This is a genomic window from Hymenobacter sp. 15J16-1T3B, assembly GCF_020711235.1.
Taxonomy (GTDB): Bacteria; Bacteroidota; Bacteroidia; order Cytophagales; family Hymenobacteraceae; genus Solirubrum.
The window spans coordinates 219,211-233,261 of sequence record NZ_JAJFAV010000009.1; the positions used below are offsets into that span (position 1 = coordinate 219,211).

A 14,051-nucleotide genomic window follows, 5' to 3' on the forward strand; every position below is an offset into this window, starting at 1 on the left:
GACCGGCAAGCAAAAAGCCCGCGCTGCTGTTGCAGCGCGGGCTTTTTTACGAGTCTACTTGCCTAGTCTATGTGCTGCAAGCGCAGCACCAGCGGCGCTTCGCCGGGCAGCTGCAGTTGCACCACGTACAGGCCCGCGGGCAGGCCGGTCAGCGGCACCGTGGCCTTGGTTTCGCCGCGGCCAAGGGCTTGCCGGCGTACTTCCCGACCCAGCGCGTCGAGCAGGCTCAGGCGGGCAGCCGCCGGGGCGGGCTGCTGCAGCTGCAGGGTGGCCTCGTGGGCGGCGGGATTGGGGTAGAGCTGCAGGCGGGCGGCACTTTGGGCCTCGCGGCTGGGCAGCAGGGCGTTGAAATTGGTGCGCGTGCCGCAGGTGGCGTAGGTGCCGCCGGGCTGCAGCTTGCGGTAGTACTGCAAGTACCATTCGAAATTGTTCACTTCGCCCACGCCGCTGGCGTAAGTATGCGTGCCACCGGCCGCATCCACGCCGTAGGTGTAGAAGCTGGTGCTGCCGCTGCCGTTGAGGTACATGCGGGCGTAGGACACCAGCTGGCGGCCGTTGCGCGGGCAACCGCCGCTGCCGGTGGTCAGGGCCTCGCCCATCAGCAGGGAATTGGCGGCCGCCGGCGAGAGGCGCGCGTACTCGTAGGTGAGCAGCCCCAGGGCGCTGTGGGTGTAGTAGTAGTTCAGGTTGCTCCACTGGGGCCGGCGCAGCGGCACGGCCATGCGCCCGACCACCATCGGCTGCAGCGTGTAGGAAGCCGTGAAACCGCAGGGGTGACCGGGGCCGCCGTAGCGGTTGAATTCCTTTTGCGACTGATAGGTATAAATCAGGCTGTCGGCCGTTTGCTGGCGCGTTAGGATGCGCCGCAATTCGAAGTTGCGGAAGCAGGGCAGCGGGTTGGAGTCTTCGCTGATGTAGCCGAACTCGTCGCCGGGCTGGAAGTCAAAGTGCACCAAGGGGCTGTAAACCGACTCCTGATACGGCACGGGCAGGGTATTGCCCTGCAACAAGTCGACCGCGGTGGTCGTCCAGTTGGAAGGGCCGCGCAGCAGGCCGTGCGCCCGGCTCAGCTCGATGATGCGCCCGTTGCTGAGCGTGATGGTGGCCACCGAGTCGGTAACCACGTTGGGGGCCAGGCCCCAGGTGCGCTGCACGCGGCTGGTCAGCGTGGCCGTGAGCGTGGGCGTGGCGGCCCAGCTGCTGCCGATGGCCACGCGGGGCCGCAGCACCAGCGTTTGGGCGGCCAAGCCAGATTCGGCCAGGGTTTCCAGGGCGTACTCGCGCTGAGCCGGGCGGCAGATCAGGCGGGCGCCCATGATGTTGTTGCGCGAGGACCGGAACTGGTACGCGCTGGTGGCGGTGGGCCGCAGCACCCGGTTGAAGGCATACACCGAGTCGGTACCGGCTACGTAGGCCGAGTCCAGCCGCAGCGTGTGCGTGGCGTTGGTGGTGCTCCAGCTGTAGGAGTAAATCAGCCCGGGGCGGAAGGGGCGCCAGTCCTGGCCTTGCGCGGCCGAAAAGGACAAAGCGGTAAGGCCCGTCAGGACCAGTAAACGGTACAGGTATTTCATAGGATGCAACGGAAATAATTCAGCAGCAATATATACTTACTCCGCCCAACCCCGCCACAAACGCACGAAGGCCCCGCGCCGGTAGCGCGGGGCCTTCGTCAAGAACTCGACTAAACTCTCGGCTGCTTAGGCAGCCAGCGAGTTTACGTACTTGGTCAGGCTGGACTTGTTGTTGGCAGCCTTGTTCTTGTGGATGATGTTCTTCTTGGCCAGACGGTCGAGCATCGACGACACTTTCTTCAGCAGCTCTTGAGCTTCCGAGGCGTCGGTGGTAGCACGCAGTTTCTTAACGGCCGTGCGGGTCGATTTGTGCTGGTAACGGTTCAACACGCGCTTGGCTTCGTTCGAGCGGATGCGCTTCAGAGCCGACTTATGATTTGCCATGTTTTGAAAAGCGAGAAAACAGAGGTTCTGTCGAGGTTCCTAGTCAATTGGGTTGGCAAAGGTAGGAAGTCGGCTCGGAAATAGCAAACCCGTTGACGAAGAATTGCCTTGCCGGCACCGGCAACTCCTCAGTCGACCTGCTTTTCGAGGGTGTTGGCTTCGGCTAGGTGGGTGCGCAGCATGGGCAAGGTTTTGGCGGCGAAGGCCTGCACGGCCGGGGTTTCCGCCTTCTTCTCCTTGGCCTCGAACATGACGATGTCGAGCTTGTGGGCCGTTTCCATCACGTCCAGGTACCGCTCGTCGAAGGCGCGGCCCGATTTGTTTTTGAGCCGGTCGATGAGCTGCTGGTGCATGGGCATGATGGCCACCGAGGGCTTCACGTCGAGCTGGGTAGCCACCGAGCTCAGCTCCTGGCTGGCGGTGGTGTGGTGGTCCACCATCATCTGCCCGTACTGCTTCACGGCGTCGGTGCTGCCCTGCTGGGCGGCCAGCGTCCCGAGCTGAATTTCCATTTCGTTGCTGCTGGCGACGGTCAGCAGAAACTCCGGATCGGTAAAGCCGCGCAGCGCGTCGGCGGTGGTCGGGTTCATGGCCTCCGGCGTGCCGGGGTCGTAGGCCCCGAGCACTTCCGAGCTGCCGGGTGGGCGGTTGGTGGCCGCATCGGCCCGGGCGGCCGAGGCCTGTTCGGTTTCGGGGTTGGTGCTGGTGCAGGCGGAGCTTAGCAGCAGGCCGGCCGCGAGCAGCGGCAGAAAGGCGCGTTTCATGGGTATCAAGTGGTTGTGGTCGGAAGTGCATACGCCGTTTGCTCAACCGTAGTTGGTGGCGTGGGCGCTTCGCTTATCCCGGGCGCAGCCCGCGCCCGGGCCCCGATGGCGGCTTAGTCCACCTTCTTTTCCAGGCTATTGGCCATGGTGCCGTGCGAGCGAAGCATGGGCAAGGTACGGGAGGCGAAGGACTGCACGGCCGCGTTCTGGGCGCCTTTGCTCTTCACCTCGAACATGGCCACGTCCAGCTTGTGGGCCGTTTCCATCGCGTCCATGTAGGCCTCGTCGAAATCCTTGCCCGATTTAGCCGCCACGCGGTCCAGCATGGCTTGGTGCACCGGCATCAGCGCGGCCGGCTTGGTCACGCTCAACGCGGAGGCCACGCTCTGCCAATCCTGGGTGGCTTTGGTGTGGTGGTCGACCATCATCTGTCCGTACTTGCGCACTTCGGCGCTGCTGGCTTTCTGGGCGGCCAGTTGCCCCATCTGCACCTCCAGCATGTTGCTGCTGGCGGCCGTGAGCATGAACGTCGGGTCGTCCATGGTGGCGAAAGTGCCGGCAAATAGGTTCACGTCGCTGGCCACGTCGGCGGCGCTGCGGCCGGAGCTGACGTCGGTGCCCGTGTTGGTGCCGCTGCCGATGATGACGCCGCCCGACCCGCCGACGATGGGCGGGGTGGCCGCGGCGCCCGAGGTGGCGTCGTTGGACGAAGACGTGCTGGTGATGGAGCTGCCGGCCGTGCTGGCGCCCGCCGTGCCCGTGGTGGAAGAAGACGAACTGCAGGCACTAACCAGCAGGGGCAGAATCAACAGAAAAGGCGCGGTGCGTTTCATGGGTCTTAATCAATAGAGTGAACAACAGCTGCTTGATACGGCACCCAGCCATTACTTGTTTGTATTTTTCTAACTCGACTATTGCTATTCCGTGCGTCCTTTGGCTAGCGAAACTGCCCCGGCAGAGCTGGCACTTTCGCGACGCAGCAGCCGTTTATCCAGCAGGGAGTATTTAGCACAACCGCCGCGAAAATGGTATGCATGCCGAAAGAATTGCGTATCTTCCTTTGCTGCTTCGGGACTTTCTTCCTCCCCTACCCCGCCGCCATGCCCCTCGTCACCGAATCCCGCTACCGGCCGCCGTTCTACCTCTTCAACGGCCACCTGCAAACCATTGTGCCTAGCCTGCTGCGCGAAGTACCCGAGGTGCACTACCAACGCCAGCGCGTGGAAACGGCCGACGGCGACTTCCTCGACCTCGACTGGGCCCGCACGGAGCATTTGGCCGACACGCTGGGCATCATCTCGCACGGCCTCGAAGGCGACGCCGGCCGGCCCTACGTGCGTGGCATGGCCCGGGCCCTGAACAAAGCCGGCATCGATGCGCTGGCCTGGAACTACCGCAGCTGCAGCGGCGAGCCGAACCGCCTGCTGCGCGCCTACCACCTCGGCGACACCGACGACCTGCACTTCGTGGTGCAGCAGGCGCTGCGCACCGGCCGCTACCGCCGCGTGTTTCTGACGGGCTTCTCGGCCGGCGGAAACATGACGCTGAAGTACCTCGGCGAAGACGCGGCGCGGGTGCCCGCGCAAGTGGAGCGCGCGGCCGTGTTTTCGGTGCCCACGGACCTGAAAGCGGGTTCCATGCACATTTCCCGGTTGGAAAACCGCATCTACCTAAACCGCTTCCTGAAAACCCTGCGCGAAAAAATCCGCCGCAAGGCCGAGCTGCTGCCCGGGCAGCTGAGCGTGGAAGGCTTGGAAGAGCTCAGCGACTTTCCGCAGTTCGACGACCGGTACACGGCTCCGCTGCACGGCTTCAAGTCGGCCGACGAGTACTACGAGCGGAGCTCCTCGGGCCGTTACCTCGACGGCATCCGCATTCCGACGCTCATCGTCAACGCCCAGAACGACCCGTTTTTGCCGCCGGCCTGCTTTCCGCGGGATGCGGCCGAGCGCAGCCCCTACGTGTTCCTGGAAACGCCCGAGGCCGGCGGCCACGTGGGCTTTGCCGAAGGGCTGCCCTCCGACGGGCAATACTACTCGGAGCGGCGCGCCGTGGAGTTTTTGACGGCCACGGTACCGGCTTAGCCAGCTTGGGCCACTGCGCGCGGCGCGACTCTCCGAGCGCAGCCGACTTCGCAAAAAGAACAAGGCCCGCCCGAAACCGGGCGGGCCTTGTGGGCTTCTAAAGGGCGCGGTTCGCAGGCGGGGTGCTATACGTTGTTGGTGCGCTTGCCGCGGGCCAGGGCTTTGTTGGCGGGCACGAACACGACCTTCTTAGTTTCGAAGAATTCCTCGCTGAAAAAGTCGCTGAGGTTGGTCACCTGCGCTACCAGGCCCGATTCCTCGATTTCCTCGGTCAAGTCGCCGCCTTTGAGGTAGTACAGGCCGTGGGTTTCGCTGGCGCCGGCGGTGTTGGTGTAGCGCTGGGCAATCCAGGGGTGGAAGTTGGCCAAGCGCGTCACGGCGCGGCTTACCACGAAGTCGAACTTCTGCCGCACCTGCTCGGCGCGGATCTGCTCGGCCGTCACGTTGTGCAGCTTCAGGGCGTGGGCCATGTCCTGCACCGCCTTGATCTTCTTGCCGATGCTGTCGATGAGGAGAAACTCCACTTCCGGAAACAGGATGGCCAGCGGCAGGCCGGGCAGGCCGCCGCCGGTGCCTACGTCGAGCACGGAGGACCCGCTGGGGAACTGCACTACCTTGGCAATGCCGGCGGAGTGCAGGAAGTGGCGCTCGGCGAGGTTGTCGACGTCGGTGCGGGCAATGAGGTTGACGCGCTCGTTCCAGCCGCGGAATTCGTGGTCGAGCTGCTGAAACTGTTCGCGCTGGCGCGGGGTGAGGTCGGGGAAGTAGCGGAAGAGGATTTCCATCGTGCTAGCAAAGGTACGCTAAGCAAGGGACGCTGGTAGCGCCCACCGTATCGGCGGCACTTGGGAGTTACTCGGGAAGACCAGCAGCGGCGCCCCGGCAGACGGCTGCACTAGCACGTCATTGCGAGCGAAGCGCGGCAATCGGTCCTCATAGTAGCACCGCCGAGGCAATGCTTACCAACCGAAACCGGTCCTGCTCAAAGCCGCTGATACCAGTTTTTGCTGCTGCCCATTGGGCCGTCGTGCCGCGAGCGGAACGATTGCCGCGCTTCGCTCGCAATGACAGCCGGTGAACCGTCAGGCCGTTTTGCAAGGACGACCGGTGTACCGGCTCTAAACAGCAACGCCCCGCTCTGCAGAGCGGGGCGTTGGTCGGAATCAGCATCAGCCCAAAGGCTAGATGATTTCTTTTTTGTTTTTCACCATGTCGTAGAGCAGCTCGCGGGCGCGGTGCAGCTGGGCTTTCACGGTGCCGAGCGGGGCTTTCAGCTCCTGGGCAATTTCTTCGTAGCTCAGCTCGTCGAAGTAGCGCAAAGTCACGAGGCGCTGGTACTTATCGGGCAGCCGCGACACGACGTGCTGCATGATTTCGATTTTCTGGTTTTTGATGGCCGACTCCGCCGGGTTTAGGTTGTTGTCGCGGAAATCAATGGTGATTTCGTCGCCGTTGTCAATCTTGATGGCCGAGTCGATGGACATCGTTTTGATTTTATTCTTGCGAATAAAGTCGATGCAGTTGTTGGTGGCGATGCGAAACAGCCAGGTGCTGAAGGCGTACTCGGGGTTGAATTTGTGCAGGTTGCGAAACGCCTTGGCGAAGGCCTCGATGGTGAGGTCTTCGGCGTCGTCGGGGTTGCGCACCATTTTCAAGACCACGTGGTACACGGGCTTCTTGTAAATCTGCATCAGTTCGGCGTACGCTTTTTCGTCGCCCTTTTCTACGGCGGAGCGAATAAGCTTGAAGTCGTGCTTGGCCTTGGCCGAGAACTGCTTCTGGAGGTCCTGATTATTTACTTCCATCGGGAGGGGTTGCGGTTGAGCACTAACGAGGCTGTCAGGAGAGAGTAGGCAAAAAAATACCCCGCATCCAGAACCGGTATCAACCACCAAGGTTGCCGGTCGTGGAGGCGGCGGCTGGCCTGCGCGTACGTAGCAACTACGGCTGAGGTTCGGACTCCCCATACCGCCGCCAGTGCTACCCACTCAGGCTCAGGCACTACAAATGCCGCCAGAGTTCCAACATAAAACAAGCCGTTAGCTAAGATAAAGGTTCCAAGCCGAACCCGGTCAGAAAACCGGTAACGAGTGCCGGCCGAAAGGTGCCGGCGCTTCTGCCGCCACCACTGGCCCCAGCTGTCGGGGGCGTAGCTGATGGTCTGGGCCGCGGCTGCGGTAACGACGCGGGCCGTCTTGCCGAGTTGCACCGCGTCCTGCACCAGCAGGTCGTCGTCGCCGCTGAGGCGGCGAATGTGGGAGGCAAACCCCTTGGTGGCCATGAACGTGGCCTTGGTGTAGGCCAGGTTGCGGCCCACGCCCATGTAGGGCTGCCCGCGCTCGGCGTAGCTGAGGTACTGCAGGCCGGTAAGCAGCGTTTCGAAGCGAATGAGCTTGTTCAAAAAGCCTTCGGCTTCGGCGTAGGGGCTGTAGCCGAGCACCAGATCGGCCCCGCCGTCAAAGCCGCGGGCCATGTGGCGCAGCCACTGGTTGCCGGCCGGCTGGCAGTCGGCGTCGGTAAAGAGGAGGTAGGGGTAGCGGGCGACTTTGATGCCGAGCGTGAGGGCGTACTTCTTGGGCGCAATGCCCTCGGGGGTGCTGCCGATGGTGACCAAGCGCACATTGGGGTAGTACTGGGTCAGCTGCTGGGTGTAGAGGCCGGTGTCGTCGTCGCTGCGGTCGTCGATGAGCACGACTTCGAACTGGGCGTAGTCCTGCTGCAGCAGCTCGGGCATGAGGTAGCGCAGCTGCTCCAGGGCGTTGCGGGCGGCTACGATGATGGACACCGGGTGCGCCTGTTCGTGGGCCGGCGCCGGCTCCACCTCCTCGGCGACGCGCCGCAGGGCAAACGGCCAGAAGTAATACGCGGCGTACACTAGCTGCACCAGCACGCTGAGCACGAGCAGCCAGGAGACGGGCGAGAGGTGGAAGGGCAAGGCAAAGACGGCTTTTATTCGGCCCGCAAAGGTAGCCCACGGCGGACTGGGTATAACTGGTACGGGAAGAAATATGAGGCAATCGGTGGCACTAGCCGCCATTGCAAGCGAAGCGCAGTAATCCTGCCGCTCGCGGCACGAGGGTACGGGAAGCACGACCTGAAAATGGCGCCGCCCAAAACCAGATATACCAGTTTCAAGCGGTGCTGTTTTCGGCTTGTGCCAGTGGGCCCGTTGTGCCGCGGGCGGCAGGATTGCTTCGTCGTGGCTCCTCGCAATGACGGCGGGGTAAACCGGCCTCGTTGTTGTAGATAACAACCCGCCTAAGACCTGCGGCGGGTTATCTTTGCGGCTTCTTTGGCGGCCGGTGCCCTGAGCTTCAGGTGCGGCTGCGTCCGCCGCGCTACTTTCCCGATGAAATTCGACCTCGTCGCCCACGACCCGCAGAGCAAGGCCCGCGCCGGCGTGCTCACCACCGACCACGGCAGCATTCAGACGCCCATTTTTATGCCGGTGGGCACGGCGGGCTCGGTGAAAGCCGTGCACCAGCGCGAGCTGAAAGACGACGTGCAGGCCCAGATCATTCTCGGCAACACGTACCACCTATACCTGCGCCCCGGCCTCGACACGCTGCGCAAAGCCGGTGGCCTGCACAAGTTCAACGGCTGGGACCGGCCCATCCTCACCGACTCGGGCGGCTACCAGGTGTACTCGCTGAGCAACACGCGCAAGATCAAGGAGGAGGGCGTCAAGTTCCGCTCCCACATCGACGGTTCGCAGCACCTGTTCACGCCGGAGGGCGTGATGGACATTCAGCGCGTCATCGGGGCCGACATCATCATGGCCTTCGACGAGTGCACGCCCTGGCCCTGCGAGTACGAATACGCCCGCAAGTCCTTGGACATGACGCACCGCTGGCTGAAGCGCTGCATTCAGCGCATCGACGAGACCGAGCCGCTCTACGGCTACGAGCAGCAGCTCTTCCCCATCGTGCAGGGCTCCACCTTCAAGGACCTGCGGGTGAAGTCGGCGGAGTTTATTGCCGAGCAGGGCCGGGCGGGCAACGCCATCGGCGGCCTGAGCGTGGGCGAGCCGGCCGAGCTGATGTACGAAATGACCGAACTCTGCTGCGACATCCTGCCCAAGGACAAGCCGCGCTACCTGATGGGCGTGGGCACGCCGGCCAACATCCTGGAAAACATTGCGCTGGGCGTGGACATGTTCGACTGCGTGCTGCCCACCCGCAACGCCCGCAACGGCATGCTCTTCACCACGCAGGGCATCATCAACATCAAGAACAAGAAGTGGGAGCAGGACTTCTCCCCCATCGACGCAGAACTCGGCGGCTACGCCAGCACGTTCTACTCCAAGTCCTACCTGCGCCACCTCTTCCACGCCAGCGAATACCTGGCCGGCATGGCGGCTTCGGTGCACAATCTCACCTTCTACCTCTGGCTGGTGCGCAACGCCCGGGAGCAAATCCTGGCCGGCACCTTCCGCGAGTGGAAGGAAAAGATGGTGAAGCAGCTGATGGTACGTTTGTAAGCATAGTCCGCGTTGCTGCGTTACCCTCGCTTGGTGCCGCTCGTCGCTGAACCATTCACTTCGGACATGAGCCCGCTGCGAACAGATATTTTGCTTGCCATCCAAAACGCGCTGTTAGGCGAAGTAGAACAGCACTTACGTGCCGTAGCCTTTGATTACAGTGCGTCCATTAAGTACATAAAGCTGTATTTCTATTTAGATAGAATGCCTAATGAAGAAGATGAGGAATGGGCTACAAACGTTATGACCGAGTTCCTTGCCTCCTTCTCTTTCAAAGACTTCGACACAGCTCAGGCAGAGTGTCTGTTTTCAAACAGTAAAAACAATATGCTCAATCCTTTCAGCGGATTCGCCTTTCTGAGAAAGGAAGCTGCTTAAGCCAATGCTTCGTCTCCTCGATAAATACGTCCTCGGCAAGCTGCTCACCACCTTCTTCTTCACGGTGGTGGTGCTGGTGATGGTTATCTGCGTGATTGACTTCACGGAGAAAAACGACGACTTCATCAAGCACGACCTGGGCGCCTGGATGATTATCCGGGACTACTACCTGAACCTGTTCCCGTACTACGCCAACCTGCTCTCCCCCATCACCGTGTTCATTGCCACGGTGCTGGTGACGGCGCGGCTGGCGGCGCGCACCGAGGTGGTGGCCATTCTGGCCAGCGGGGTGAGTTTCCGGCGTTTTCTGCTGCCCTACGTCATGGGTGGCCTGCTCATCGGCGGGGCCATTTTCGGGCTGATCGGCTGGGTGATTCCGCTGGCCAACAAGCCGCGGGTGGACTTCGAGCGGAAGTACGTGAAGAACCCCTACCGCTTCCAGGGCCGCAACGTGCACATCCGCATCGGGCCGAACAACTACGCCTACCTGGAAAGCTACGACAACTCGGCCAACGTGGGCTACCGTTTTGCCATCGAAACCATCGAGGGCACCTTGCTCAAGCGGCGCATGCAGGCCGAGGCCATCAGCTGGGACACCACCAAGAAGGCCTGGCACCTGACGCAGCAGACGGTGCGCACCATCGGGCCGGGCGGCAAGGAGTCGCTGCGGGTGAATCCGCCGCGCGACACCACCCTGAACCTCTACCCCAAGGATTTCGCCAGCACCTTCAAGCTGCAGGAAACCATGACCATGCCCGAGCTGAACGCGTTCATCCGGGAGAAAATAGCCCGCGGCGCCGACGACACGGAAATCTACCTGGTGGAGAAGTACGAGCGGTACGCCTACCCCTTCGCCATCGTGATTCTGACCGTCATCGGGGTGATTATGAGCGCGCGCAAGTCGCGCAACGGCGTGGGCGGGCAGATTGCCCTGGGCTTCGTGCTGGCGTTTATCTACATCGGCTTCGTCATTCTGAGCCGCAACCTGGCCCTGGTGGGCGACATGCACCCCATGCTGGCCGCCTGGGTGCCCAACATCGTGTTCAGCACCATCGGGCTGATCCTCTACCGCTTCGTTCCCCGCTAAATGGTGAAGTTGTGAAAGGTGAATTTGTGAAGAGCGGAGCCGCCTTCTTCCTCATTCACAACTTCACAAGTTCACAAATTCACCCATGCTCAAAGACTACCTCCGCCTCCACTTCATCGTGTTTTTGTGGGGCTTCACGGCCATTCTGGGCAAGCTGATTTCGCTGCCGCCGGTGGAGCTGGTGTTTTACCGCACGCTCATTGCCTCGGTGGGGCTGATCGGGCTGCTGCGGCTGCGCAACATGCCCTGGCGGGTGCCCGCGGGGCAGGCGCTGCGGCTGGTGGGCGTGGGCGCGCTGGTGGCCGCGCACTGGATTACCTTCTTCTTGGCGGCCCGCCTTTCGTCGGTGAGCGTGTGCTTGGCGGGCATGGCCACCTTGGCCCTGTGGACTTCGATTCTGGAGCCCGTGCTGCTGCGCAAGAAGTTTCAGCCCTACGAAATCCTGCTGGGCCTCGTGGCCATGGTGGGGCTATACCTGGTGTCGCAGGCCGAGTTTGACCAGCTGCTGGGCCTGGGCGTGGCCATCCTGTCGGCGGGGCTGAGCGCCCTGTTCAGCGTGCTGAATGCCCGGCTCATCAAGGACCACCCGCCGCTGCGCCTGACGCTCTACGAAATGGGCGGCGCCTGCCTGAGCATCATGGTGTTTCTGGTGGCCCGCCCGGCCTTCGGCGGGCCGCTGCCCAGCCTCGACCCCACGCCCGCCGACTGGCTGTGGCTGCTGCTGCTGGCCGGCGTGTGCACGGTCTACGCCTTTTCCACCTCCGTGGAGCTGATGAAGCGCCTCTCCGCCTTCGCCGTGAACCTGACCATCAACCTGGAGCCGGTCTACGGCATCGTACTGGCCGTTGTCATGTACTGGCTGGCGGTGCCCGGCTTCGGGCAGGAAAAGCTCTCGTTCGGGTTCTACGCCGGCACGTTCATCATCCTGCTCAGCGTGCTTATCCACCCGGTGCTCAACCAGTGGCAGCTGCGCCGCCGCAAGCCCACCGCCGACGAAGCAGTGTCGCTGGTAGAGCGGTAACCTCGTCCCCGGCTCTTTCTCCTTAAATGGCTCGCCCAAGCGAGGAAGGAGGCGCCTGAGGTCAGCCACGTCGGTTCGCTCGCAATGACTATCGGTGCTACCGTCGTTTAGGGCATTCGGCTCTTCCCAATCCCAAGGGGAAAGGGCCAGTCAGGCTTACTGCACTAGAATCAGCGCTGAGCTGGCGGGCACGGTCAGCGGCTTCGCGTCCTGCGTCAGCTGGTCCAGGCCCTTGTCATTGACCTCCAGCCCGCGCAGCACCACCGTGTAACGGCCGGCGGGTACGGGCACCTGAGCGGGGCGGCGGTTGCCGTTGAAGACCACCACGATGTTGTTCCACTTGTCCCCACCGGCGTGCTCGCGCAGGCGGTAGGCAACAGTGCCGGCGGGCGCATCGGGCAGGAATTCCAGGTGCCGGGCCACCAGTTCCTGCGTAGGCAGGCGAAAAGCCGGGTGGGCGCGGCGCAGGGCGATGAGGCCGCGGTAGAACTTAAATACCGGGGCGTAACGCGCTTTGCGGCCCCAGTCGATTTGGTTGATGGAATCGGGCAGGTTATAGGAGTTGTGGGCGCCGCTTTTGCTGCGTAGAAACTCGTCGCCCACGGGCAGGAAGGGCACGCCCTGCGCGGTGAAGACGATGGCGTTGCTGAGCGCGTCCATGCGGATCAGTTCTTCCTCGGAGGCATCGGGGTTGGCGGCGCGCAACTTGTCCCAGAGCACCATGTCGTCGTGGCAGGCCACGTAGTTGAGGGCCTGGGCGGGCGCGGCGGCCCAGGGCGCGTGGCTGTAGTTGACCTTGGCGTAGTCGAGCTGCGGGTGGCGCGTGGCCCCTACGATGCCAAACTTCACGCTTTCCTCCAGGCCGGGCTGGCCGCTGGCAAAACCCGGTTCTTTCTGGCGGGCGAAGTGGCCCTTCACCCCGTCGCGCAGCTCGTCGCCGAAGGCCGCTACGGCCGGCATTTGCGCCACGTTGGCTTTCACCGCGCGCTGGGCCTCGGGCAGCGGGCTGGCCCCGGCTGTCCATCCCTCGCCGTAGATGAAGATGCTCGGGTCCTCTTTATCGAGGGCAGCGCGCACCTGACGCATGGTTTCCAGGTCCAGGATACCCATGAGGTCGAAGCGGAAGCCGTCGACGCGGTAGTGGCAGGCCCAGTAGGCCACCGATTCCACGATGAGCTTGCGCACCATGGGCCGCTCGGAGGCCGCTTCGTTGCCGCAGGCCGAGGCGTTGGCCAGGCGGCCGTCGGCCGCGTGGCGGTAGTAGTAGCCGGGCACCAGCTGCTCGAAACTGGAGCGGCCCGCGTCGGCCGTGTGGTTGTAAACCACGTCGAGCACCACGCGCAGGCCCCGGCCGTGCAGGGCCTGCACCAACTGTTTCAGCTCCAGAATGCGCGCCTGCGGGGCCGCCGCGTCGGTGGCGTAGGTGCCTTCGGGCACGGTGTAGTGCAGCGGGTCGTAGCCCCAGTTGTAGCGCTGCCCGGGCTGGCTTTCGTCGAGGGAGGCGAAGTCGTTGGTGGGCAGTAGGTGCACGTGCGTCAGGCCCAGCTCCACGAGGTGGTCCAGCCCGGTTTTGACGCCCTGCGGGCCGCGGGTGGCCGTTTCGGTGAAGCCCAGAAACTTGCCCTTGTGCCGAATGCCCGACTGCGGGTGCATGGATAAGTCGCGCACGTGCACTTCACCGATAACCACGTCGGTGGGCTGCTTAAGCGCGGGCCGCCGGTCCTGGGCCCAGCCGGCGGGGCTGACGGCCGCGGCGTCCAGCAAGGCGCCGCGCTGCCCGTTCAGGCCCACGGCGTGCACGTAGGGGTCGGCTACTTCGGCCCGGGCCTGGCCGCCAATGGTGGCCTGCACAGTGTAGAAGCCGCTGGTGCCGGCGGGCAGCTGGTAGGTCCAAGTGCCGCCCTCGGCCTTTTGCATGGCATGGGTGGCGCGGGGCAGGCCGCCGGTGCCCGCGTCGTAGAGGCGCAGGGTGAGCTGCTCGGCCGTGGGCGCCCACACGCGCAGGGTGGGCTTTCCTTCCCGGTAAGTCAGGCCCAGATCGGTGCCGTCGTAGGTGGGGTAGCGGGCGTAGTCGGCCTCGGTCTGGGCGTGGGCCGGCGCATCGACAACCATGAGCAGCAGGACAAGGAAGGAAAACAGACGAAGCATGAGCGGCGAATCAGACCGCAAAGCTACGGCCGCGCGGGGCCTTGCGGCTTTCCTCACAACGCCCGCTCAGCAAATTGGCTGGGGCGGCTAGCCCGCTTACCTTCCGGATGCGCTAAATCATCTGAGTGGCGCGC

At 63.4% G+C, this 14,051-nt stretch carries 13 protein-coding genes; 5 read left to right on the plus strand and 8 right to left on the minus strand.

Annotated elements, in window-relative coordinates; all coding sequences use genetic code 11:
* Positions 1-62: 62 nt before the first annotated feature.
* The 4 genes from LJ737_RS16535 to LJ737_RS16550 all read right to left on the minus strand — a co-directional run bounded on the left by LJ737_RS16535 (position 63) and on the right by LJ737_RS16550 (position 3,552).
* A complete protein-coding gene (locus tag LJ737_RS16535; protein WP_227767709.1) occupies positions 63-1,571 on the minus strand; it encodes a T9SS type A sorting domain-containing protein in 1,509 nt (502 codons plus the stop codon).
* A gap of 126 nt (positions 1,572-1,697) precedes the next feature.
* Positions 1,698-1,955, minus strand: a complete 258-nt coding sequence (rpsT, locus tag LJ737_RS16540) for a 30S ribosomal protein S20 (RefSeq protein WP_111478633.1) — start codon at positions 1,953-1,955, stop codon at positions 1,698-1,700.
* A 128-nt stretch (positions 1,956-2,083) separates the two neighbouring features.
* A complete protein-coding gene (locus LJ737_RS16545; protein ID WP_227767711.1) occupies positions 2,084-2,719 on the minus strand; it encodes a DUF4142 domain-containing protein in 636 nt (211 codons plus the stop codon).
* Positions 2,720-2,832: 113 nt separating this feature from the next.
* Positions 2,833-3,552 (minus strand): DUF4142 domain-containing protein, encoded by a 720-nt coding sequence (locus LJ737_RS16550; RefSeq protein ID WP_227767712.1) that lies wholly within the window; start codon positions 3,550-3,552, stop codon positions 2,833-2,835.
* A 267-nt stretch (positions 3,553-3,819) separates the two neighbouring features.
* Between LJ737_RS16550 and LJ737_RS16555 the strand changes: the two genes are divergently transcribed.
* A complete protein-coding gene (locus LJ737_RS16555) occupies positions 3,820-4,803 on the plus strand; it encodes a YheT family hydrolase (protein WP_227767714.1) in 984 nt (327 codons plus the stop codon).
* Positions 4,804-4,928: 125 nt separating this feature from the next.
* Here LJ737_RS16555 and rsmG read toward each other — a convergent pair whose 3' ends face one another.
* The 3 genes from rsmG to LJ737_RS16570 all read right to left on the minus strand — a co-directional run bounded on the left by rsmG (position 4,929) and on the right by LJ737_RS16570 (position 7,738).
* On the minus strand, positions 4,929-5,588 hold the full coding sequence (gene rsmG, locus LJ737_RS16560; protein ID WP_227767716.1) for a 16S rRNA (guanine(527)-N(7))-methyltransferase RsmG: 660 nt from the start codon (positions 5,586-5,588) through the stop codon (positions 4,929-4,931).
* Between the two features lie 396 nt (positions 5,589-5,984).
* Entirely contained in the window at positions 5,985-6,608 is a 624-nt protein-coding gene (locus LJ737_RS16565; RefSeq protein WP_078013685.1) for an RNA polymerase sigma factor, read from the minus strand.
* Entirely contained in the window at positions 6,599-7,738 is a 1,140-nt protein-coding gene (locus tag LJ737_RS16570) for a glycosyltransferase (RefSeq protein WP_227767718.1), read from the minus strand. Before LJ737_RS16570 ends, LJ737_RS16565 begins: the two co-directional genes overlap by 10 nt.
* A 414-nt stretch (positions 7,739-8,152) precedes the next feature.
* On the opposite strand from LJ737_RS16570, the gene tgt reads away from it, so the two are divergent.
* The 4 genes from tgt to LJ737_RS16590 all read left to right on the plus strand — a co-directional run bounded on the left by tgt (position 8,153) and on the right by LJ737_RS16590 (position 11,769).
* Entirely contained in the window at positions 8,153-9,283 is a 1,131-nt protein-coding gene (gene tgt, locus LJ737_RS16575; RefSeq protein WP_227767719.1) for a tRNA guanosine(34) transglycosylase Tgt, read from the plus strand.
* 33 nt (positions 9,284-9,316) lie between these two features.
* Positions 9,317-9,661, plus strand: coding sequence for a MafI2 family immunity protein (locus LJ737_RS16580; protein WP_227767721.1), 345 nt, complete (start codon positions 9,317-9,319; stop codon positions 9,659-9,661).
* 4 nt (positions 9,662-9,665) lie between these two features.
* Positions 9,666-10,748 (plus strand): LptF/LptG family permease, encoded by a 1,083-nt coding sequence (locus LJ737_RS16585; protein WP_227767722.1) that lies wholly within the window; start codon positions 9,666-9,668, stop codon positions 10,746-10,748.
* Between the two features lie 85 nt (positions 10,749-10,833).
* Positions 10,834-11,769 carry a DMT family transporter gene (locus LJ737_RS16590; RefSeq protein WP_227767724.1) on the plus strand — a complete coding sequence of 312 codons (936 nt, stop codon included), beginning with the start codon at positions 10,834-10,836 and terminating at the stop codon, positions 11,767-11,769.
* Between the two features lie 156 nt (positions 11,770-11,925).
* Here the strand turns inward: LJ737_RS16590 and pulA are convergent, their stop codons facing one another.
* Entirely contained in the window at positions 11,926-13,917 is a 1,992-nt protein-coding gene (gene pulA, locus LJ737_RS16595) for a type I pullulanase (RefSeq protein WP_227767726.1), read from the minus strand.
* Between the last annotated feature and the right edge of the window lie 134 nt (positions 13,918-14,051).